Consider the following 20,052-nt stretch of genomic DNA (forward strand, 5'->3'; position numbering starts at 1 on the left):
GACACACGCACGCGAAGTTCCACAGCCTCGCCCCTGGGCGCGCCTGGTCCGTCTCATCTGCCGAGCCACCGTGATCAGACCCAGCACCAGACCGGGCCCGCGTCCGAACGAGCGGTCAGACAGGAGTAGAACTCACCCGGGAAGCATGACAGTTCGGCCAACGGCTCTCACCGGGCATCGTGATGCAGCAGACTCATCCCCACGGCCTTCGCGCTGGAGAGGCACCACTCGACGCCGGACGTTAAAGATCAAGCTAGGACCACGGTCGCGTCGCAGACCAGGGGGCGTTCTCACTGTTGCACCAGCAGCGATCCCGCCCCGTCCGGCTGTAGCCCGGTCAGCTCCTCGATCTTCGGCCGGTGCGCCAGATGCAGTGCCGGTGCCTGAACCTTCCCGGCTGCTCCAGCACCCGCGCCCCGAAGCGGGCCCTCGACCGAGACCGACGTCTCGCAGTCGAGGGCCCGCTTCGGCGGATAGCCGACCCGAATCTCACACGCTGAGTGCCGCCCGTACGATCTGTTCGGCGCCCGTGCCGCCCTCTCCGGTCGAGGTCACCCGGCCCGCTTCCAGGACGTAGTAGTGCTGGGCAGCCCGCATGGCGAAGCCGACGTGTTGTTCGACGAGGAGCACGGACAGGCCACCGCGCCGGGTCAGGGCGAGGATCGTCTCCTCGATCTCGGCGACGACCGAGGGCTGGATGCCCTCGGTGGGTTCGTCGAGGAGGAGCAGCTTCGGTCGGGTGATCAGGGCGCGGGCGATGGCGAGTTGCTGGCGCTGACCGCCGGAGAGGAGACCGGCGCGGCGGCCGGACAGCTCGCGCAGGACGGGGAAGAGGTCCAGGGCCTCGGCGACGGCCTCCTTGCCGCCGCTGCGGCCGTCCGCGACGAGTTGGAGGTTCTCGGCCGTGGTCAGGTGCGGGAAGGACTGCTGTCCCTGTGGGACGTAGGCCATGCCGCGGGCCACCCGCTGGTGCGGGGCGAGGCGGGTGATGTTCTCGCCGTCGAGCAGGACGGTGCCGTTCTTCGGCTTGATCAGGCCCATGGCGGCGCGCAGCAGGGTGCTCTTGCCGGCGCCGTTGTGGCCGAGGACGGTGGCGACGCCGTCCTTCGGGACCGAGACCGTCACGCCGTGCAGCACCGTGGTGCGGTCGTAGCCGGCCTGGACGGAACTGATCTCCAGCATGGTCACGCCTCCTCGGCGACGGCCACCGGCATGGTGGTGGGGGCGGGTTCGGGCTTGTCGGTCTCCGGCTCGGAGGCGCGGCCCAGGTAGACCTCCTGGACCTTGGCGTCTGCCTGGACGTCGGCGACCGTGCCCTCGCTGAGGACCTTGCCGGCGTGCAGGACGCTGACGCTGCGGGCGAAGGAGCGCATGAAGTCCATGTCGTGCTCGATGACGACGACCGTGTGGTCGGCGCTGACGCGTTGCAGGAGTTCGCCGGTGGCCTCGCGTTCGTCGTGGCTCATGCCCGCCACCGGCTCGTCGAGCAGGAGCAGTTTGACGTCCTGGACGAGCAGCATGCCGATCTCCAGCCACTGCTTCTGGCCGTGTGCGAGCACTCCGGCGGGGCGGTCACGCAGGTCCGTCAGCCCCGTCGTCTCCAGCGCCTTGTCGACCTCCTCCGGTATGCCCTTGCGGCGGCGCAGCATCGTCCACACGCCGCGCCCGGCACCGGCGGCGATGTCCAGGTTCTGAAGAACGGTCAGTTCCTCGAAGACCGTGGCGGTCTGGAACGTGCGTCCGATGCCCATGCGGGCGATCTTCTGCACCGGCTTGCCCAGCAGGTCCTGGTCTCCGAACCGGACCGAACCGGTGGCCTTCACCAGTCCGGTGACGGCGTCGACCAGGGTGGTCTTGCCTGCGCCGTTCGGGCCGATGAGGAAGCGCAGGTCGCCGGGGTGGATGTCGAGGTCCACGCCGTCGACCGCGGTGAACCCGTCGAAGGTGACCCTGAGGTCGCGGACCGTCAGTCCTTCGCCGCTCATGCCGATTCTCCTGTCGTACGAGTGGCGGCCCGGCGCCTGCGCAGCACGACGCCCAGGGAGGCGAGGCCGCCGGGCAGGAAGCCGACCGCGAGGACGAACAGCAGGCCCTGGAGGTAGGTCCACGCGGCCGGGAAGGCGTCGGACAGCTCGCTCTGTGCCCAGGCCACGGCGATCGCGCCGAGTACCGCGCCGACCAGCGAGGCGCGTCCCCCGACGGCCGCGCCGATGACGAAGCCGATGGACGGCACGATCCCGATCAGCGCCGGGGAGATGATCCCGACGGCCGGCACGAAGAGCGCGCCCGCCAGTCCGGCCATACCGGCCGCGACGACGTACGCCACGAGCTTGACGCCCGCCGGGTCGTACCCGAGGAAGCGCACCCGCTCCTCGGAGTCCCGCACTGCGACCAGGAGTTCGCCGTACCGGCTGACGAACAGCTGGCGGGCCAGGACCATCAGGAGCAGTAGGACGGCGGCGATGATGAAGTAGACCATCCGCAGGTTGACGGGGTCGTCCAGCGAGTAGCCGAAGAAGCCCTGGATGTCGGTGAGCCCGTTCGTGCCGCCGGTGGTGGCCTGCTGGCCGATCAGCCAGATGGACAGGGCAGCCGCCAGCGCCTGGCTGAGGATGGCGAAGTAGGCGCCCTTCACTCGGCGCCGGAAGACGAAGAACCCGAGCACCGCGGCGACCGCCATCGGCAGCAGCACGGTCATGGCGAGCGCGAACGCCGGGTTGGCGAAGGGCTTCCACCACCACGGCAGACCGTCGCCACTGCCGTACAGCTGCATGAAGTCGGGCAGCGTCTCGCCCGTCGTGGCGGCGTCGGCGAGCTTGAGGTGCATGGCCATGGCGTAGCCGCCGAGGCCGAAGAAGACGCCCTGGCCGAGCACCATGAGCCCGCCCCGGCCCCAGGCCAGGCTGACGCCGACGGCGACGATCGCGTAACACAGGTACTTGGCGAGGAGGTTGAGGCGGAAATCGGTCAGCACGAGCGGGGCGACTCCGAGGAGGAGTACCGCGCCGAGGACGAAGCCGGCGGGGACGCGGAAGCGCTCCAGCGGGGACGGGGGCGGCGGGGTCACCACCGAGGGGGTGGGGGTGGTCGTTGTCGTCATGCCAGGCTCCGGGTGCGCAGTGTGTACAGGCCCTGGGGTCGCCACTGGAGGAAGGCGACGATCGCCACGAGCACGATGACCTTGGCGACGCTGACCGTCGTCGAGTATTCGAGGACGGACTGGAGCACGCCGAGCGCGAAGGCGGTGATGACGCTGCCCTTGAGCCGGCCGATGCCGCCCACGACGACGACCAGGAAGGCGTCGACGATGTAGTTGGTGCCCATCGTCGGGCCGATCGGGCCGACCAGGGTGAGCGCGACACCGGCCACGCCCGCGAGTCCCGAGCCGATGAAGAAGGTGATGCGGTCGACCTGGCCGGTCGCGATCCCGGACACCTCCGCGAGGTCCCGGTTCTGTACGACGGCGCGGATGCGGCGGCCCAGCGGGGTGAGCCGGAGGATCAGCGTGAGGCCGAGGACGCACAGCAGGGCGAGGCCGAGGATGAACAGCCGGCTGTTGGCGAAGGTGATGCCGCCGCCCAGGGAGATGTTGCCGGTGAGCAGGTCGGGGGCGCTGGTCTGCACGTTGGGGGCGCCGAAGATGTCACGGGCGAGCTGCTGGAGCATCAGCGAGACCCCCCAGGTGACCAGCAGCGTGTCCAGCGGCCGGGTGTACAGGCGCCGGATCAGCAGCCATTCGAGCAGCGCGCCCATGGCTCCGGCGACCAGGAAGGCCAGCGGCAGCGCGACGAGCAGCGAGACACCGGCGCTGCTGATGGACTTCTGCAGGACGTACGTCGTGTAGGCGCCGGCCATGATGAACTCGCCGTGCGCCATGTTGATCACGCCCATCTGACCGAACGTCAGGGTCAGGCCGAGGGCGATGAGCAGCAGGACGGCACCGATGCTGATGCCGGTGAAGGACTGGTTGAGGATGACCGTCATGAAGCGGCTCCGGGTCGGGGACGGGCGTGCGGGCGTTCCATGCGCGCGGCCCGGCCTCGGTGACGAGGCCGGGCGCCGGGAGGGACCCGGGGCTCAGGACAGGCCGGAGGCCCAGGAGTAGCCCTTCAGGTACGGGTCCGGCTTGATCGGCTTGCCCGAGTTCCAGACCTCCTCGATGAGGCCGTCGGCGCCGACCCTGCCGATGCGGGCTGTCTTGTAGACGTGCTGGGAAGCGCCGTCGACGGTGACCTTGCCTTCGGGTGCGTCGAGTTCAATGCCGTCGGAGGCCGCCTTGACCTTGGCGATGTCGAAGGAGCCTGCCTTCTCGACCATGTCCTTCCAGAGGTAGACCGAGATGTACGCGGCCTCCATCGGGTCGCTGGTCGGCTTGTCCTTGCCATATGCGGCCTGGTATGCCGCGACGAACTTGGTGTTGGCCGCGCCCGGCGTGGTCTGGTAGTAGTTCCAGGCCGTCAACTGGCCTTCCAGGTACTGGGTGCCGATGCTCTTGACCTCTTCCTCGGCGATCGAGACGGAGAGCACCGGCAGGCTCTTCGCGGTGAGGCCCGCGGACTTGTACTCCTTGAAGAAGGCCACGTTGCTGTCGCCGTTGAGGGTGTTGAACACGGCGTCCGCGCCGGCGTCCTTGACCTTGTTGACGATGGTGCTGAACTCCGTGGAGCCGAGCGGCGCGTAGTCCTCGCCCTTGATCTCCATGCCGTTGGCCTTGGCGTACGCCCTGATGATCTTGTTGGCGGTGCGCGGGAAGACGTAGTCGCTGCCGACCAGGTAGAGCTTGGTCAGCCCCTGCTTCTTCAGATAGTCCAGCGCCGGCACGATCTGCTGGTTGGTGGTGGCGCCGATGTAGAAGATGTACGGCGACTCCTCCAGGCCCTCGTACTGAACGGGGTAGAAGAGCGGCGACTTGTACCGCTCGAAGACCGGCTTGACGGCCTTGCGGCTGGCCGAGGTCCAGCAGCCGAAGGTGGCGGCGACCTTGTCGTCGGTGATCAGGGCCTCGGCCTTCTCGGCGAAGGTCGGCCAGTCGGAGGCGCCGTCCTGACTGATGGGCTTGAGCTTCTTGCCCAGTACACCGCCGGCCGCGTTGATCTCCTTGACCGCCAGCAGCAGCGCGTTGTGGACCGTGACCTCGCTGATGGCCATGGTGCCGGAGAGCGAATTCAGCAGGCCGACCTTGACGGTGTCGCCCGAGGTGTCCGCCTTGGCGCCGGCCGCGGACGAGGTGTCACTGCCGGTCTTGGCGCCGCAGGCGCTGAGGGCGGCGGACGCGCCGACGGCCGATATGCCGGTCAGGAGACCACGTCTGCTGATGCTGAGCCCGGACATGCACAACCTCCTTGCCCCGAAGGGCGATGGGGAAAGAGCGGAACGGCTCCGAGTGGAGCCGAGGGAGGGAATGGATGCGACGCGCTTCAGACGCGGCGGCGTTGACGCACGGGTTCCCCAGCCGTTCCGGGGTGGCGTCCGGGCTGGTCGCTGAAGTGCGACCACAGCCTGCGAGGAAACTGTTTCCAATGCGTTTCGATGCAATTGAAGGACAGTTTCCAACGGAAGTAAAACTGCGGGTAATACAAAGGAGGCCGCCACTGCTGATGCGGGGTTGACGGCATCACAGAAACGGCAATTAATGCTTCCCGCGGGAAGGATCAGTTTCCCCGGTCCCCCTTGTCATGCCTCGGGTGATCGAAGGTACGCTCGGGCAGCGGTCAAGGGCACGAGCGGAGGAGCAAGATGGCGAGACGGCCCCAGGAACTGCTCCACCTGCTGACACGGGCCGAACGCCTGGCCGTCCGCCGAGTGCAGTCCGTACTGGACGAGTTCGACTGCTCGGTCGAGGCGTGGCGGGTGCTGGATCTGCTGTCCGACGGGCAGGGGCACAACATGACGGCCCTCGCTGAGCACGCCTTTCTGCCGGCGCCGAGTCTGACGAAGCTCATCGACCAACTCGTGGATCAGAATCTGGTGTTCCGCCGTGTCGACCCCGCCGACCGGCGCCGGGTACTGGCCCATCTGACCCCGCGCGGAATGCAGCGTTGGCAGCTTCTGATCCGTGAAGTGCGCGCCGACTGGGCGGACTTGGGCGACCTCCTCACGAGCGAGGAGACGGAACGGCTCGGCGACCTCCTGGAGCGCATGGCCGACGCCTTCGAGGGGCGGGGCCCGGCAGGTGTGCGACGGGTCACAACAGGTCGTGGGGAGCGCGCAGTTGGGCGAGCACGTTGAAGTCGAGCCCGTCCGCCTGCGCGAGGTAGATACGCTGACGCACGTGCCGGTCGTGGAGGTGGAGCAGCCCGCGCGGCCCCTCGTAGGAGACGGTCTCCGCGGCGGCCGAGATCGCGGAGACGTCCAGGGTGCGGGCGCGCTCGATGAGCGACGCGAGCAGCAGCACGCCCTCGTAGCAGGACTCGCCGAGGCTTCCCGGGGCCGGGGCTTCGAAGCCGAAGCGGTCGGCGTACTGACCGTGGAAGTCCAGGGTGTCCTGGTTGGCCAGTGAGGCGAAGAAACCGGCCGTGCTGAACAGGTCCCCGGTCGCCTCCGGTCCGCTGGCCATCAGCATGTTCTCGTCCATCAGCGTGCTCAGCCTCAGACACCGCTGGTCGAGGCCCGAGGCCGCGAAGGCCCGGTTGAAGCGGACGGCGTCACTGCCGACCAGCAGCATCAGTACGCCGTCCGCGTCCGTGTGCTCGATGCGCCGCAGAACCTCGCGGAAGTCATCGGTACCCAGCGGCAGATACGCCTCACCGCACACTCGCCCGCCCCGGCTTTCGCGGGCGTAGCGGCGGGCGGCGCGGGCCGTGCGGCGGGGCCAGACGTAGTTGTTGCCGACGACGAACCACCGCCGCACCCGCCGCGACTCGGCCAGCAGCCGCATCGCGGGCAGGAGCTGCCAGTCAGGGGTCTCGCTGGTGAGGAAGACACCGTCGGTGTGCTCCCCGCCCTCGTACAGTGCGGTGTACACGTACGGCACCCGGTGCGCGATGCGCGGCGCCACCGCCTGCCGGACCGAGGAGATGTGCCAGCCGGTGACACCGTGCACCGCACCGGTCGCCACCAGAGCCTCGACCTCGGCGGCGACCGTCCGCGGGTCCGCTCCGCCGTCGACCTCCAGCAGCCGGAGCTCCTTGCCGAGCACGCCGCCGGATTTGTTGATCTCCTCAGCGGCCAGCCGCGCGCATGCCTCGCAGGCGGGACCGAAGATCCCGGCAGGCCCCTGCATCGGGTACACGAGCGCGACGTTCAGGGATGAATCGTCGGCTGTGAACCAGTCGGGGGCAGGGAGGCGGAGCGGACGGGGCATACCGACATGATTGCCGGACGGCGATCAGCACCCAAGCGGCAGCCGGGATGTGAGACCGATCTGTAGGGATGAGGGCGATCTATTGCAAGTATTGTGCAATAAGCGGGAGGCGCTTCAGTCGCCGCCCGCAAGGTCCCCCTCCGTCTCCAGGTACACCTGCCGTAGCGCCTCCCACACCGCCGGATCCGGCTTCTCCCACATTCCGCGCGACTCCGCCTCCAGCAGCCGCTCCGCGATGCCGTGCAGGGCCCAGGGGTTGGCCCGCTGGAGGAACTCGCGGTTGGTCGAGTCCAGGACATAGGTCTCGGTGAGCTTGTCGTACATCCAGTCGGCGATCACGCCGGCGTGGCGTCGTAGCCGAACAAGTAGTCCACGGTGGCGGCGAGTTCGAAGGCTCCCTTGTAGCCGTGGCGGCGCATCGCCTCGATCCACTTGGCGTTGACGACGCGGGCCCGGAAGACGCGGGAGGTCTCCTCGACCAGCGTGCGGGTGCGGACCGTCTCGGGGCGGGTGGAGTCGCCGATGTATGCCTCGGGGGCCGTGCCGCGCAGGGCGCGGACGGTGACCACCATGCCGCCGTGGTACTGGAAGTAGTCGTCGGAGTCGGCGATGTCGTGCTCGCGCGTGTCCGTGTTCTTGGCGGCGACCGCAATGCGCTTGTACGCCGTCTCCATCTCGTCGCGCGCCGGGCGGCCGTCCAGTTCACGGCCATGGGCGTAGCCGCCCCAGACCGTGTAGACCTCGGCGAGGTCGGCGTCGGTGCGCCAGTCGCGGGAGTCGATGAGCTGGAGCAGGCCGGCGCCGTAAGTGCTGGGGCGGGAGCCGAAGATGCGGGTGGTGGCGTGGCGTTCGTCGCCGTGGGCCGTCAGGTCGGCCCGGACGTGGGCGCGGACGTGGTTGGCCCCGGCCGGTTCGTCGAGGGAAGCGGCCAGGCGTACGGCGTCGTCCAACAGGCCGATGGTGTGCGGGAAGGCGTCCCGGAAGAAGCCCGAGATGCGCAGGGTCACGTCGATACGCGGGCGGCCCAACTCCTCGTACGGGATGGCCTCCAGGCCCGTCACCCGGCGGGAGGCGTCGTCCCAGACCGGACGGACGCCGAGCAGCGCGAGTGCCTCGGCCACGTCGTCGCCGGCCGTGCGCATGGCGCTCGTGCCCCAGAGGGAGAGGCCCACGGAGGTGGGGCCAGTCTCCGTTGTCGGTGCGGTAGCGCTCCAGCAGGGAGTCCGCGAGGGCCTGGCCGGTCTCCCGGGCGAGGCGGGAGGGGACGGCTTTCGGGTCGACGGAGTAGAAGTCGCGGCCGGTCGGCAGGACGTTGACCAGGCCGCGAAGCGGAGAGCCGGAGGGACCCGCCGGGACGAAGCCGTCGTTAAGGGCGTGGATGACGTGGTCGAGTTCGGCGGTGGTCGCGGCCAGGCGGGGGACGACCTCGCGGGCGGCGAACTCCAGGCTGGCGGCGACCTGTTCGCCGTGCTCGGTGGGTACGGCGGCAGGGTTCCAGCCCGCGTCCTCCATCGCCTGGACGAGGGCGCGGGCCTTCTCCTCCGCCTCATCGGCCGTCGTACGGGTCGCGGCGGACTCGTCCAGGCCGAGGGCCTCGCGCAGACCGGGCAGGGCGGTGGCGCCGCCCCAGATCTGGCGGGCGCACAGGATGGCGAGGACGAGGTTGACGTGGCGCCTCAACTCCCGCTGCGCCCAGGCCCGTTGTCTGCCCCGGGGAGTTCTGCGAAGCCGCCGAATCCTTGCCCGCGCAACCGCTGAGCAGCAGCGCCGCAGTCGCCGCGGCGATCAGAACACCCGTGGCACGCCGGCGGACGGAGTCCCGTACGCCACCCCCAGTCGACGGGTTCACTCGGCGCTCCCGGCCTCCGCCACGGCCACCGTACGGGACTCCGTCCGCCGACGCGTGACGACGAAAACGCCCGCTGCCACCGCCGAGGCCCCGGCGCCTGTGCCGAGAACCGTGGCCCAGGACATCCCCGCCGCCCCCGGCGCACTGCTGGTCTCGATCCCGCCGACCGGGACGGACCGACCGCGGCGCCCTTCACCTCACCGCAGTTGGTCGGCGCGGTCGCCTCCTGGGGCAGCTTCGGGTCGAGTTCGCTCTTGCCGGCACCTTCGAAGTCGTACTTGCCGTTGTCGTTGCGGTCGATGCCGTGCTGCACGACGTGCAGGTCCTTGATGTGGTCGACCACGTCCTGCGAGACGGGGATGGTCCGCTTGCAGGAGATCTTCCCCTCCTTGCCGGCCACCGGCATCCGGTCCACCGCCAGGCCGCTGGTCGCCGCGTCGGTGTCGCCGGACACGGTGAGCGCGATGTTGCTGTCGCCGTAGTGGACGGTGGCCTCGGTGTTGTTGAGGATCCCGTCGCCGTTGGTATATCGGCGCTGTCGTCGGGGCACTCGAAGTCGTGCCCCTCGATGGAGCCGTGCAGGTGCTGCGCGGAGGGCTGACCGGGCACCATGCCCTCCGACTTGATCCACACGGTCAGCTCCGTGCCTCGCGCGCTCAGCAGCACCGTCCCCTTGGACCGGAGTGGTTCAGTGCGGCTTATTGCTCAGCGATCACAGGTCACGCACGGTCCCGGCCCTCCGTAGCCATGGACAGCTGTGGACCTCCCACGAATCACCCCAACCCTTTTGTCAACGTGACTGCCGACCAGATTCCATGCTCTCCAGAGCGGGCAACGGCCACGACCGCTCGTCCCCCGACACGACGCAACGTGCCCCGGCATGCCCATCCGTCCCCTCAGCAGGAGCCCGCGTGTTGACGCACCAGGACGATCCAGTCCCCGCATACGCGCCGTCCCCGACGGCCGCCCCGGCGACCCACCGCACATGGTGCGCACCGACAAAACCGCAGGTCAGGCGCCCTTGTCGGCCGGTTCAAGGATGGCGACGCACTCCACATGATGCGTCATCGGAAAAAGATCGAACACCCGCAACATCCGCACCCGATACCCCCCATCCCGGAAGTACCCCAAATCCCGCGCCAACGCCGCCGGATCACACGCCACATACGCGATCCGCCGCGCCCCCAACGACGCCAGATGCTCCACCGTCTTCCGCCCCGCCCCCGCCCGCGGCGGATCCAGGACGACGAGGTCGACCTCGGTGATCCCCGTGCGCGGCAGGACCGTCTCGACCTTGCCCTGCTCGATCCGCACCCGCGGAAACTCGGCGAGGTTGTGCCGAGCGTCCTCCACCGCCCGCTTGCCCGACTCGATACCGAGGACCGCGCCCTTCTCCCCCACCCGGTCGGCGAGCGCACCCGCGAACAGGCCGACGCCGCAGTACAGGTCGAGCGCCATCTCGCCCTTGCGCGGCAGCAGGCCCTGCATGACCGCCGTCACCAGCGTGTCCGCCGCCTTCGGATGGACCTGCCAGAAGCCGCCGGACCCCACCCGGTAGGTACGGCCGTCCGCGCGCTCGCGGACGAAGGGGCGGCCGTGGACCCGGTGCACGCCCCCGTCCTTCTCCTCGACCCGCATCACCGACACCGGCCGGTCCAGCTCCACGATCGGCAGCCGCGCCCCCGGCCGCGGCGTCAGAATCACCTGCCGGTCCTGCGAACCCGTGGCGGCGATCGCCTCCACCGACGCCATGCCGGGCCACTCGCGCTTCTCGATGCCCAGCTCACTGACGCCCTCGGCGGCGATCATGCAGTGGTCGATCGGCTCCACCTCGTGCGAGCGGTGCCGGCGCAGACCGGCGCGCCCCGAGGCGTCCACGGCGTACTGCACGCGCGTCCGCCACTGCGGCACCTGCCCCGCCGGCAGCTTGTCGCCCTCGGCCGGCATCACCGTGCCGTCCCAGCCCACTTCCTCGGGCGTGAGCCCCGCGAGCCGCCGCAACTGCTCGGCGACGACCTCGCCCTTCAGTCGCCGCTGCGCCCCCGGCTTGGCGTGCTGCCAGTCGCAGCCGCCGCACCGGCCGGGACCGGCGTAGGGGCAGGGCGCCTCGATGCGGTCCTTGGACGCCGAGCGCACCTCGACCGCGTCCGCCCGCAGGAAACGCGCGCCCTCCTCGCCCTCGGTCACCCGGGCGACGACCCGCTCACCGGGCAGCGCGTGCCGGACGAACAGCACCTGCCCCGACTCGGTGCGCGCGATGCAGTGCCCGCCATGGGCGACGGGGCCGACCTCGACCTCGTACTCCTCCCCGACGAGCGACCCCACCTGCGGTTTCTTCGGTTCTGCCTGCATGGCGGGGGCGCTCCAGATACGAGAGAGGGTACGACCGGACAACAGCCCACCAGTCTACGTGCTCCCCCGGACGCCGGTGGCGGGCACCGCAGCGCGGTCCCCGGCACCGGCCCCGCTCACTCCTTGCCGCTCGGCTCGCGCGGCCGCTCCTGGGCGGGCCCCCGCCGCACCGACCCGGGCGCGTTCCACTCCTGCCGCTTCCCGGCCCGCTTCTTCGCCACCTCCGACGACGCCAGCTGGTACGGCACCGACGTCACCATCACACCCGGCGTGAACAGCAGCCGGCCCTTCAGGCGCAACGCGCTCTGGTTGTGCAGCAGATGCTCGTACCAGTGCCCGACCACGTACTCCGGGATGATCACGGACACCACGTCGCGCGGCGACTCCCGCCGCAGACTCTTCACGTACTCGATGACCGGCCGCGTGACCTCGCGGTAGGGCGAGTCCAGCACCTTCAGCGGTACGGTGATCCCGCGTCGTTCCCACTCCTCGCGCAGCACCTTGGTGTCGGCCGGGTCGACGTTGACGCTGAGGGCCTCAAGGGTGTCCGAGCGCAGCAGCTTGGCGTAGGCCAGGGCGCGCAGCGCCGGTCGGTGGATCTTGGAGATCAGCACCACGGAGTGGATCCGGGAGGGGCGGACGATGTCGTCGCTCGGGCCCTCGGGGGCGGCGAGTTCCTTGGACACGTGGTCGTAGTGGCGGCGGATCGCGGTCATCATCACGTAGAAGATCACCATGCCGAGCAGCGCGACCCAGGCGCCGTGGCTGAACTTGGTCACCAGCACGACGACCAGGACCAGGGCGGTGAAGAAGGCGCCGAAGGCGTTGATCGCGCGGGAGCGGATCATGTGGCGGCGCTTGGCGGGGTCCTTCTCCGTGGCCAGGTGGCGGTTCCAGTGGCGGACCATGCCGGTCTGGCTGAGCGTGAAGGACACGAACACGCCGACGATGTACAGCTGGATCAGCCGCGTGGAGTCGGCCTCGTAGATCCACACCAGCAGTGCGGCGGCGCCGGCCAGCAGCACGATGCCGTTGGAGAAGGCGAGGCGGTCGCCGCGGGTGTGCAGCTGGCGCGGGAGGTAGCGGTCCTGAGCGAGGATCGAGCCGAGCACGGGGAAACCGTTGTACGCGGTGTTCGCGGCGAGGAACAGCACCAGCGCGGTGGCCGCGGCCAGCACGATGAACAGGAAGCTGCCCTTGCCGAAGACCGCCTCCGCGACCTGCGAGATCACCGGGTTCTGCACGTAGTCGGAGCCGACCGGGACGCCGTTGACGAGCAGGTCGTGGGCCGGGTTCTCGGCCATCCGGACGTTGGAGGCCATGGCGAGGCCGATGATGCCGCAGAACATGGTGACGGCCAGCAGGCCCATCAGCGCCAGCGTGGTCGCCGCGTTGCGCGACTTGGGCTTGCGAAAGGCGGGGACGCCGTTGGAGATCGCCTCGACGCCGGTGAGCGCGGCGCAGCCGGAGGAGAAGGCCCGCAGCAGCAGGAAGACCAGCGCGAAACCCGCGAGGCCCTGGTGCTCGGCCTTGATCTCGAAGTCGGCGGTCGGCGCCCGCATGGTGTCGTCCAGCACCAGTCCGCGGAAGGAACCCCAGGCGATCATGATGAAGACGCCGGTGACGAAGACGTAGGTCGGAATGGCGAACAGCGTGCCCGACTCCTTGACCCCGCGCAGGTTCATCAGGGTCAGCAGGAGGATCACGGCCATCGCGCAGAACACCTTGTGCTCGACGACGAACGGGATCGCCGAGCCGAGGTTCTCGATGCCGGAGGAGATGGAGACGGCGACGGTCAGCACGTAGTCGACGAGCAGGGCGCTGGCCACGGTGAGACCGGCCTTGGGGCCGAGGTTGGTGGTCGCGACCTCGTAGTCGCCGCCGCCGCTCGGGTAGGCGTGCACGTTCTGCCGGTAGGAGGCGACGACCGTGAACATCAGCACGACGACCGCGGCGGCGATCCAGGGGCTGAAGTGGTAGGCCGACACACCCGCGATGGACAGGACCAGCAGCACCTCGCCGGGCGCGTACGCCACGGAGGAGAGCGGGTCGGAGGCGAAGACGGGGAGTGCGACGCGCTTGGGCAGGAGTGTTTCCCCCAGCCGGTCACTGCGCAGTGCGCGCCCGATCAGGATCCGTTTGGGCACGTCGGTCAGTTTGGACACAACAGAGGATCGTAAGCCTTCGAACAGGGGGGCGCCCACCGGCCTCCCCCGCATCTGCCCCCCGAGTGAAAAACCCGGCAGGTCAGGCCATGGATCCGGCCGACACCAACATCCGCATGCCTATATGACAAAACCCTTCCTGTCAGACCATCCTCCTGTCTGAACGATCCCCCTGGAGGTCCCATGCCCGCGACCGCAGAGCTCATCGGCGCCACCGCCGCCCTCGTAGGCCTCGGCATCCTCACCGTCCTCAGTGTCTGGAGCATCAGCCGCCGTTGACCACCGCGCCCCCTGCACGGGGGTCCCCGCCGAGGACCGTGCGTGTGTAGCTTGGACGGCGGTCTGAGACCCTGTTTCAAGCCAAGTCAACATCTCCTGACCTCGGAAGGACGGTCGTGCACATCGTCATCATGGGCTGCGGCAGAGTGGGGTCCGCTCTCGCCCAGACCCTGGAGCAACAGGGGCACACGGTCGCCGTGATCGACCAGGACCCCACCGCCTTCCGACGACTGGGCTCCTCGTTCGGTGGCCGAAGGGTCACCGGCGTCGGCTTCGACCAGGACACCCTGCGCGAGGCCGGCATCGAGGAGGCCGGCGCCTTCGCCGCGGTCTCCAGCGGCGACAACTCCAACATCATCGCCGCCCGGGTGGCCCGCGAGATGTTCGGCGTCGAGAACGTCGCGGCCCGCATCTACGACCCCCGGCGCGCCGAGGTCTACCAGCGCCTCGGCATTCCGACGGTCGCCACGGTCCGCTGGACGGCGGACCAGATGCTGCGCCGGCTGCTGCCGTCCGGCTCCGAGCCGCTGTGGCGCGACCCGACCGGCGGCGTCCAGCTCGCCGAGGTGCACGCCTCCAGCGCCTGGGTCGGCCACAAGATCAGCAAGCTGCAGGAGGAGACGGGCGTCCGCGTCGCGTTCCTCACCCGGCTCGGCGAGGCCATACTGCCCACCTCGCAGACGGTGTTGCAGGAGGGCGACCTGGTGCACGTCATGATGCGCAGCGACGATGTCGAGAAGGTCGAGGCGTCGTTCGCCGAGGGACCCGTGAAGGAGGGCGGTCACTGATGCGCGTCGCCATTGCCGGAGCCGGCGCGGTCGGCCGGTCGATCGCCGGTGAGCTGCTGGAGAACGGCCACGAGGTCCTGCTCATCGACAAGGCGCCGACCGCCATCTCGGTCGAGCGCGTTCCGCAGGCGGAGTGGCTGCTCGCCGACGCCTGCGAGATCACGTCCCTGGACGAGGCGGCGCTCCAGCGCTGCAACGTCGTGATCGCCGCGACGGGCGACGACAAGGTGAACCTGGTCGTCTCCCTGCTGGCCAAGACGGAGTACGGCGTCCCGCGCGTCGTCGCCCGCGTCAACAACCCGAAGAACGAGTGGCTGTTCAACGAGGCCTGGGGCGTCGACGTCGCCGTCTCCACCCCGCGCCTGATGTCGGCCCTGGTCGAGGAGGCGGTCAGCGTCGGCGACCTGGTCCGCCTGCTGCGCTTCAGCCACGGCGACGCCAACCTCGTCGAGCTGACCCTGCCGGAGGAGTCGGCCCTGGCCGGCACCCAGGTCGGCGACGTGGAGTGGCCCGAGGACACCTCCCTGGTCACCATCATCCGCGGCACCCGCGTCCTCACCCCGTCCCGGGAGGACTCCCTGGAGGCCGGCGACGAACTGCTCTTCGTGGCGGCGCAGGCCCGTGAGGAGCAGCTGGAGGACCTGCTGTCGGTCCGCCGGGAACACCCGGTGGAGTAGCTCTCCCACGACGAGCGAGGGCGCCCTGCGATCGCAGGGCGCCCTCGCTCGTTGAACCCGGATGCCCGGATGTCTACTCGGCCGACGCCGACCGCGCCTCGGCCTCCCGGCGCTTCTCCTCCGCCTCCATCTCGGCGAAGACGTCGATGGGCGGCGGCGCCTTGGCCAGGAAGACCCAGGTCAGCCACACCGCCAGCAGGAAGGGCGGGATCTTCAGCGTGACCAGCACCCAGCCGAGCTGCGTGGTGTCGGCCCACCAGTACAGCGGGAAGAGGATCGCGCACTTGGCGAGCAGGATCAGTCCCCACGCCCAGCTGGCCTTGGCGTACGCCTTCTTGCGGCCCGGGTTGCGGGTGCGCCAGGAGAGGTTCTCCTTGAAGACCGGGCCAAGCATCAGGCCGATCAGCGGCACGCCGGCCAGCGTGGTGATGATGTACGCCAGCGCCAGGCCCAGCGTGTAGAGCATGCCCGGCAGGTAGAAGTCCCTGGCCTCGCCGGTCATCATCGCGAAGACGACACCGAAGGCCACGCCGAAGACACCGCTGAAGGCGTGCTTGACGGTGTCCTTCATGGCCAGGCGGACCAGCACGAGCAGCACGGACACGCCCAGAGCGGCGAACGCCGACAGGTGCAGGTCCTTGTTGATCGTGAAGATGGTCACGAAGAGGAGGCCGGGCAGCACCGTCTCGATCATGCCCCGCACGCCGCCGAAGGCCTCGAACAGCGCGGCCTCCGTCACTGCCCGGGTGTCGTGCTCCGTGTCTTCGGTGTGTTCAGTCGGCTTGTCGAGCGACGTCACCGGCTACTCCCGTCCGAGGGGTCTCAGTTCGTACTTGGGGTTGAAGAGCACCCGGCGGCCCCGGCTCATGGAGATCCGGCCCGATGCGATCAGCTTGCGCCCCGGTTCTATCCCGACGATGGAGCGCCGGCCCAGCCACACGACGTCCAGTGCGGCGGAGCCGTCGAACAGCTCGGCCTCCAGAGCCGGGACTCCCGCGCGCGGACGCAGCGTGACCGTGCGCAAGGTACCAGTAACCGTGACGATCTGTCGGTCATGGCAGTCACCGATGCGCGTACAGCCCGCGGTCTCGGCGTCCTCCCGCAGCTCCTCGGACTCCAGGTCCTCCTGCGAAGAGGAGAGCCGGTCGAGCATGCGCCGGAACCGGCCCACCGGCTTTTCGGAACGAGGAACAGCACTCATGTCTGAAGCCTACCGGGGTGACTGACAGCAACGTACCCCCGTCACCTACCCCCGTGCCACGGCCCGAACCGACACCGCGGTCCCGAGTCACTTCTCGAAGCGGTACCCCATCCCCGGCTCGGTAATGAAGTGCTTCGGATGCGACGGATCCGGCTCCAGCTTGCGCCGCAACTGCGCCATGTACACGCGCAGGTAGTTCGTCTCCGTCCCGTACGACGGCCCCCACACCTCCTGCAACAGCTGCTTCTGGCTGACCAGTCGGCCGGTGTTGCGCACCAGCACCTCCAGCAGATGCCACTCCGTGGGCGTCAGCCGTACGTCTCGGCCGCCGCGGTTGACCTTCTTCGCGGCGAGGTCGACGGTGAACTCGTCGGTCTCCACGACCACCTCGTCCTCACCGGCCCCGACGGGCTCGGCACGGCGAACGGCGGCGCGCAGCCGGGCGAGCAGCTCGTCCATGCCGAAGGGCTTGGTGACGTAGTCGTCGGCGCCCGCGTCGAGCGCCTCGACCTTCTCGTCGGAGGAGTGCCGGGCCGAGAGCACGATGATCGGCACCCTCGTCCAGCCCCGCAGCCCCCTGATCACCTCGACGCCGTCCATGTCGGGCAGCCCCAGGTCGAGGACCACCACGTCGGGGTGGCGGGCGGCGGCGAGCTGGAGGGCGGTGGCCCCGTCGTGGGCCGCGTCGACCTCGTACTTGCGCGCCTTGAGGTTGATCACGAGAGCGCGCACGATCTGTGGCTCGTCGTCGACCACGAGCACTCTGGGGGTCTGGGGAGCACCCCCAGTGAGACTCACCATGAAGCCTGCCTTTCTGAGGGTACGGAGAGAAACTCGGGGCGCGTTCCCGCGCGGAGGGTGAGGACCATGGTGAGGCCGCCGCCGGGGGTGTCCTCGGCGTTGAGGGTGCCGCCCATGGCCTCGGCGAAGCCGCGGGCGACCGCGAGACCAAGGCCGACTCCGGCACCGCGCGGGGCGTCGCCGTACCGCTGGAACGGCTCGAAGATGCGTTCCTTCACGTCGTCCGGCACGCCCGGTCCCCGGTCCACGACCCGCACCTCGACGCGGTCGGCGATGGCGCTGGCGGCGACCAGCACGGGCGTACCGTCCGGGCTGTACTTGACCGCGTTCTCCACGACGTTGGCCACCGCCCGCTCCAGCAGCCCGGCGTCCACCCGGACCATGGGCAGCGTCTCCGGCACGTCCAGGACCACGCTGTCCTCGGGTACGCCGCCCAGCGCCATCGGGACGACCTCGTCGAGGTCGACCTCGCGGATGATCGGCGTGACCGTGCCGGTCTGCAGGCGGGACATGTCGAGCAGGTTGCCGACCAGATGGTCGAGCCGGTCGGCGCCCTCCTCGATGCCTTCGAGCAGCTCCGCCCGGTCCTCCTCGGACCACGCCACGTCGTCGGACCGCAGGCTGGAGACGGCCGCCTTGATCCCGGCCAGTGGAGTACGCAGGTCGTGGCTGACGGCGGCCAGCAGGGCCGTGCGGATGCGGTTGCCCTCGGCCAGCGCACGCGCCTGGTCGGCCTCCTCCTTCAGGCGGCGGCGGTCCAGTACGACCACGGCCTGGGCGGCGAACGCGGCCAGCACCCGGCGGTCCTCGGCGGGCAGCACCCGGCCGGTCAGCGCGAGCGCCATGTGGTCACCGACGGGCATGTCCACGTCCGCGTCCTCGGGGCGTGCCACCGGCCCGCCGAAGCCGGCGCGGCCCACGCACGTCCACGGGTCGACGTCGCTCTGGCGCTCCAGCAGCGCGGCCGACTCCATGCCGAAGGTCTCGCGCACCCGCTCCAGCAGGGCCTCCAGACTGGTCTCGCCGCGCAGCACATTGCCCGCGAGGAAGGACAGGATCTCCGACTCCGCCCGCAGCCGGGCCGCCTGGTGGGTGCGCCGGGCGGCGATGTCCACCACCGACGCCACGGACACCGCGACGGCCACGAAGATCACCAGCGCGACGATGTTCTTCGAGTCGGCGATGGTCAGCCGGTGCAGGGGCGGGGTGAAGAAGTAGTTCAGCAGGAACGATCCGAAGGCTGCCGAGGCCAGCGCCGGCAGCAGCCCGCCGAGCAGGGCCGCCGCGACCGTCAGGGTCAGGAAGAGCAGCACGTTGTTGGCGAGGCCGAGGTCGACGGCGTTCAGCACCACCGCCATGATCGCCGGACCGGCGAGGCCGACGGTCCAGCCCCAGATGATCCGGGCCCGCCCCAGCCGCGCGCCCCGGGCCACGGGCAGTCCGCGTCCCTTGGCGACCTCCTCGTGGGTGACGATGTGGACGTCGAGGTCGGGACCGGACTCGCGGGCGACCGTCGCGCCGACGCCGGGTCCGAAGACGTACTGCCAGGTCTTGCGCCGCGACGACCCGAGGACGATCTGGGTGGCGTTCACACCGCGCGCGAAGTCCAGCAGCGCGGCCGGTATGTCGTCGCCGACGACGTGGTGGAAGGTGCCGCCGAGGTCCTCGACCAGGGTGCGCTGGACGGCGAGTTCCTTCGGGGAGGCGGCCGTGAGTCCGTCGCTGCGCGCTATGTAGACGGCGAGCACCTCGCCGCCGGCGCCCTTCTCCGCCAGGCGGGCCGCACGCCGGATCAGGGTGCGCCCCTCCGGGCCGCCGGTCAGACCCACCACGATCCGCTCCCGCGAGCCCCAGATCTTCGACACCCGGTGCTCGCTGCGGTACTGCTTCAGATACTCGTCGACCCGGTCGGCCACCCACAGCAGCGCCAACTCGCGCAGGGCGGTCAGGTTTCCCGGCCGGAAGTAGTTCGACAGGGCGGCATCCACCTTGTCGGGCGTGTAGATGTTGCCGTGCGCCATACGGCGGCGCAGCGCCTCCGGCGACATGTCGACAAGCTCGATCTGGTCCGCCCGCCGGACGACTTCGTCCGGCACGGTCTCCCGCTGCCGGACCCCCGTGATCGACTCGACCACGTCTCCGAGGGACTCCAGGTGCTGGATGTTGACGGTGGAGATCACGTCGACGCCGGCCGCCAGCAGTTCCTCGACGTCCTGCCAGCGCTTGGCGTTGCGTGAGCCCGGGACGTTGGTGTGGGCGAGTTCGTCCACCAGGGCGACCTGCGGGCGGCGGGCCAGGACGGCGTCCACGTCCATCTCGGTGAAGGTGCCGCCGCGGTACTCCAGCCGCTTGCGCGGGATCTGTTCCAGGCCGTGCAGCATCACCTCGGTGCGGGGCCGGTCGTAGTGCTCGACGAAGGCCACCACGCAGTCCGTGCCGCGCTCCACCCGGCGGTGGGCCTCGGACAGCATGGCGTACGTCTTGCCCACGCCCGGTGCCGCACCGAGGTAGATCCGAAGCTTGCCGCGTGCCATGGCCTCATTGTCCGTCTTCCGCAAACTGCTGCGTACGCAGCGTCGACCTTACGGCCAACGTTCCGGGCAAACGGGACGACGAGGGGGTGCGGGGACGTCTTTG

General features: G+C 69.7%; 16 protein-coding genes and 1 pseudogene. 3 read left to right on the forward strand and 14 right to left on the reverse strand.

All coding sequences use genetic code 11. From position 1 onward, the window contains the following. Positions 1-489: 489 nt before the first annotated feature. The 5 genes from urtE to urtA form a co-directional block, all read right to left on the reverse strand. Positions 490-1,182, reverse strand: a complete 693-nt coding sequence (gene urtE, locus I2W78_RS08870) for an urea ABC transporter ATP-binding subunit UrtE (protein WP_196458485.1) — start codon at positions 1,180-1,182, stop codon at positions 490-492. Positions 1,183-1,184: 2 nt separating this feature from the next. Next, positions 1,185-1,985 (reverse strand): urea ABC transporter ATP-binding protein UrtD, encoded by an 801-nt coding sequence (urtD, locus tag I2W78_RS08875; RefSeq protein WP_196458487.1) that lies wholly within the window; start codon positions 1,983-1,985, stop codon positions 1,185-1,187. Next, positions 1,982-3,100, reverse strand: coding sequence for an urea ABC transporter permease subunit UrtC (gene urtC / locus I2W78_RS08880; protein WP_196458489.1), 1,119 nt, complete (start codon positions 3,098-3,100; stop codon positions 1,982-1,984). The genes urtD and urtC overlap by 4 nt, the downstream gene beginning before the upstream one ends. Next, positions 3,097-3,984: an urea ABC transporter permease subunit UrtB gene (gene urtB, locus I2W78_RS08885; RefSeq protein WP_196458491.1), complete on the reverse strand. Its 888-nt coding sequence runs from the start codon at positions 3,982-3,984 to the stop codon at positions 3,097-3,099. The genes urtC and urtB overlap by 4 nt, the downstream gene beginning before the upstream one ends. A gap of 93 nt (positions 3,985-4,077) precedes the next feature. Continuing rightward, complete coding sequence (gene urtA / locus I2W78_RS08890) at positions 4,078-5,331, reverse strand: urea ABC transporter substrate-binding protein (protein ID WP_196458493.1); 1,254 nt, start codon at positions 5,329-5,331, stop codon at positions 4,078-4,080. 405 nt (positions 5,332-5,736) lie between these two features. On the opposite strand from urtA, the gene I2W78_RS08895 reads away from it, so the two are divergent. Then, positions 5,737-6,228 (forward strand): MarR family winged helix-turn-helix transcriptional regulator, encoded by a 492-nt coding sequence (locus I2W78_RS08895; protein ID WP_196458495.1) that lies wholly within the window; start codon positions 5,737-5,739, stop codon positions 6,226-6,228. On the opposite strand, the gene I2W78_RS08900 is transcribed toward I2W78_RS08895, so the two are convergent. From I2W78_RS08900 to I2W78_RS08920, 5 genes and pseudogenes are all read right to left on the reverse strand, one after another. Beyond that, positions 6,185-7,303, reverse strand: coding sequence for a substrate-binding domain-containing protein (locus I2W78_RS08900; RefSeq protein WP_196458497.1), 1,119 nt, complete (start codon positions 7,301-7,303; stop codon positions 6,185-6,187). The two genes, I2W78_RS08895 and I2W78_RS08900, sit on opposite strands and share 44 nt — an antisense overlap. A gap of 114 nt (positions 7,304-7,417) precedes the next feature. Beyond that, positions 7,418-8,971, reverse strand: a pseudogene (locus I2W78_RS08905) (cobaltochelatase subunit CobN); the annotation flags it as partial. Between the two features lie 8 nt (positions 8,972-8,979). Next, entirely contained in the window at positions 8,980-9,702 is a 723-nt protein-coding gene (locus tag I2W78_RS08910) for a hypothetical protein (protein WP_374222655.1), read from the reverse strand. Positions 9,703-10,163: 461 nt separating this feature from the next. Beyond that, a complete protein-coding gene (locus I2W78_RS08915) occupies positions 10,164-11,504 on the reverse strand; it encodes a class I SAM-dependent RNA methyltransferase (RefSeq protein ID WP_196458499.1) in 1,341 nt (446 codons plus the stop codon). 116 nt (positions 11,505-11,620) lie between these two features. Beyond that, positions 11,621-13,669 carry an APC family permease gene (locus I2W78_RS08920; protein ID WP_196458501.1) on the reverse strand — a complete coding sequence of 683 codons (2,049 nt, stop codon included), beginning with the start codon at positions 13,667-13,669 and terminating at the stop codon, positions 11,621-11,623. 395 nt (positions 13,670-14,064) lie between these two features. Between I2W78_RS08920 and I2W78_RS08925 the strand changes: the two genes are divergently transcribed. Beyond that, positions 14,065-14,736, forward strand: a complete 672-nt coding sequence (locus I2W78_RS08925; RefSeq protein ID WP_196458503.1) for a potassium channel family protein — start codon at positions 14,065-14,067, stop codon at positions 14,734-14,736. Next, complete coding sequence (locus tag I2W78_RS08930) at positions 14,736-15,413, forward strand: potassium channel family protein (RefSeq protein WP_196458505.1); 678 nt, start codon at positions 14,736-14,738, stop codon at positions 15,411-15,413. Before I2W78_RS08925 ends, I2W78_RS08930 begins: the two co-directional genes overlap by 1 nt. 73 nt (positions 15,414-15,486) lie before the next feature. On the opposite strand, the gene I2W78_RS08935 is transcribed toward I2W78_RS08930, so the two are convergent. From I2W78_RS08935 to I2W78_RS08950, 4 genes are all read right to left on the reverse strand, one after another. Next, complete coding sequence (locus tag I2W78_RS08935) at positions 15,487-16,212, reverse strand: DUF3159 domain-containing protein (protein WP_196458507.1); 726 nt, start codon at positions 16,210-16,212, stop codon at positions 15,487-15,489. Positions 16,213-16,215: 3 nt separating this feature from the next. After that, complete coding sequence (locus I2W78_RS08940) at positions 16,216-16,614, reverse strand: OB-fold nucleic acid binding domain-containing protein (protein ID WP_105968602.1); 399 nt, start codon at positions 16,612-16,614, stop codon at positions 16,216-16,218. An 87-nt stretch (positions 16,615-16,701) separates the two neighbouring features. Continuing rightward, positions 16,702-17,415, reverse strand: coding sequence for a response regulator (locus tag I2W78_RS08945; RefSeq protein WP_196458509.1), 714 nt, complete (start codon positions 17,413-17,415; stop codon positions 16,702-16,704). Next, a complete protein-coding gene (locus I2W78_RS08950; RefSeq protein ID WP_196458511.1) occupies positions 17,409-19,949 on the reverse strand; it encodes a sensor histidine kinase in 2,541 nt (846 codons plus the stop codon). Before I2W78_RS08950 ends, I2W78_RS08945 begins: the two co-directional genes overlap by 7 nt. Positions 19,950-20,052: the final 103 nt, after the last annotated feature.

This window comes from Streptomyces spinoverrucosus (assembly GCF_015712165.1).
In the GTDB taxonomy this organism is placed as follows: Bacteria; Actinomycetota; Actinomycetes; order Streptomycetales; family Streptomycetaceae; genus Streptomyces; species Streptomyces spinoverrucosus_A.

Coding starts and splice junctions, on each gene's coding strand:
- urtE (WP_196458485.1), bottom strand. CDS start 1,182: ATGCTGGAGATCAGTTCCGTCCAGGCCGGCTACGACCGCACCACGGTG.
- urtD (WP_196458487.1), bottom strand. CDS start 1,985: ATGAGCGGCGAAGGACTGACGGTCCGCGACCTCAGGGTCACCTTCGAC.
- urtC (WP_196458489.1), bottom strand. CDS start 3,100: ATGACGACAACGACCACCCCCACCCCCTCGGTGGTGACCCCGCCGCCC.
- urtB (WP_196458491.1), bottom strand. CDS start 3,984: ATGACGGTCATCCTCAACCAGTCCTTCACCGGCATCAGCATCGGTGCC.
- urtA (WP_196458493.1), bottom strand. CDS start 5,331: ATGTCCGGGCTCAGCATCAGCAGACGTGGTCTCCTGACCGGCATATCG.
- I2W78_RS08895 (WP_196458495.1), top strand. CDS start 5,737: ATGGCGAGACGGCCCCAGGAACTGCTCCACCTGCTGACACGGGCCGAA.
- I2W78_RS08900 (WP_196458497.1), bottom strand. CDS start 7,303: ATGCCCCGTCCGCTCCGCCTCCCTGCCCCCGACTGGTTCACAGCCGAC.
- I2W78_RS08915 (WP_196458499.1), bottom strand. CDS start 11,504: ATGCAGGCAGAACCGAAGAAACCGCAGGTGGGGTCGCTCGTCGGGGAG.
- I2W78_RS08930 (WP_196458505.1), top strand. CDS start 14,736: ATGCGCGTCGCCATTGCCGGAGCCGGCGCGGTCGGCCGGTCGATCGCC.
- I2W78_RS08940 (WP_105968602.1), bottom strand. CDS start 16,614: ATGAGTGCTGTTCCTCGTTCCGAAAAGCCGGTGGGCCGGTTCCGGCGC.
- I2W78_RS08945 (WP_196458509.1), bottom strand. CDS start 17,415: ATGGTGAGTCTCACTGGGGGTGCTCCCCAGACCCCCAGAGTGCTCGTG.
- I2W78_RS08950 (WP_196458511.1), bottom strand. CDS start 19,949: ATGGCACGCGGCAAGCTTCGGATCTACCTCGGTGCGGCACCGGGCGTG.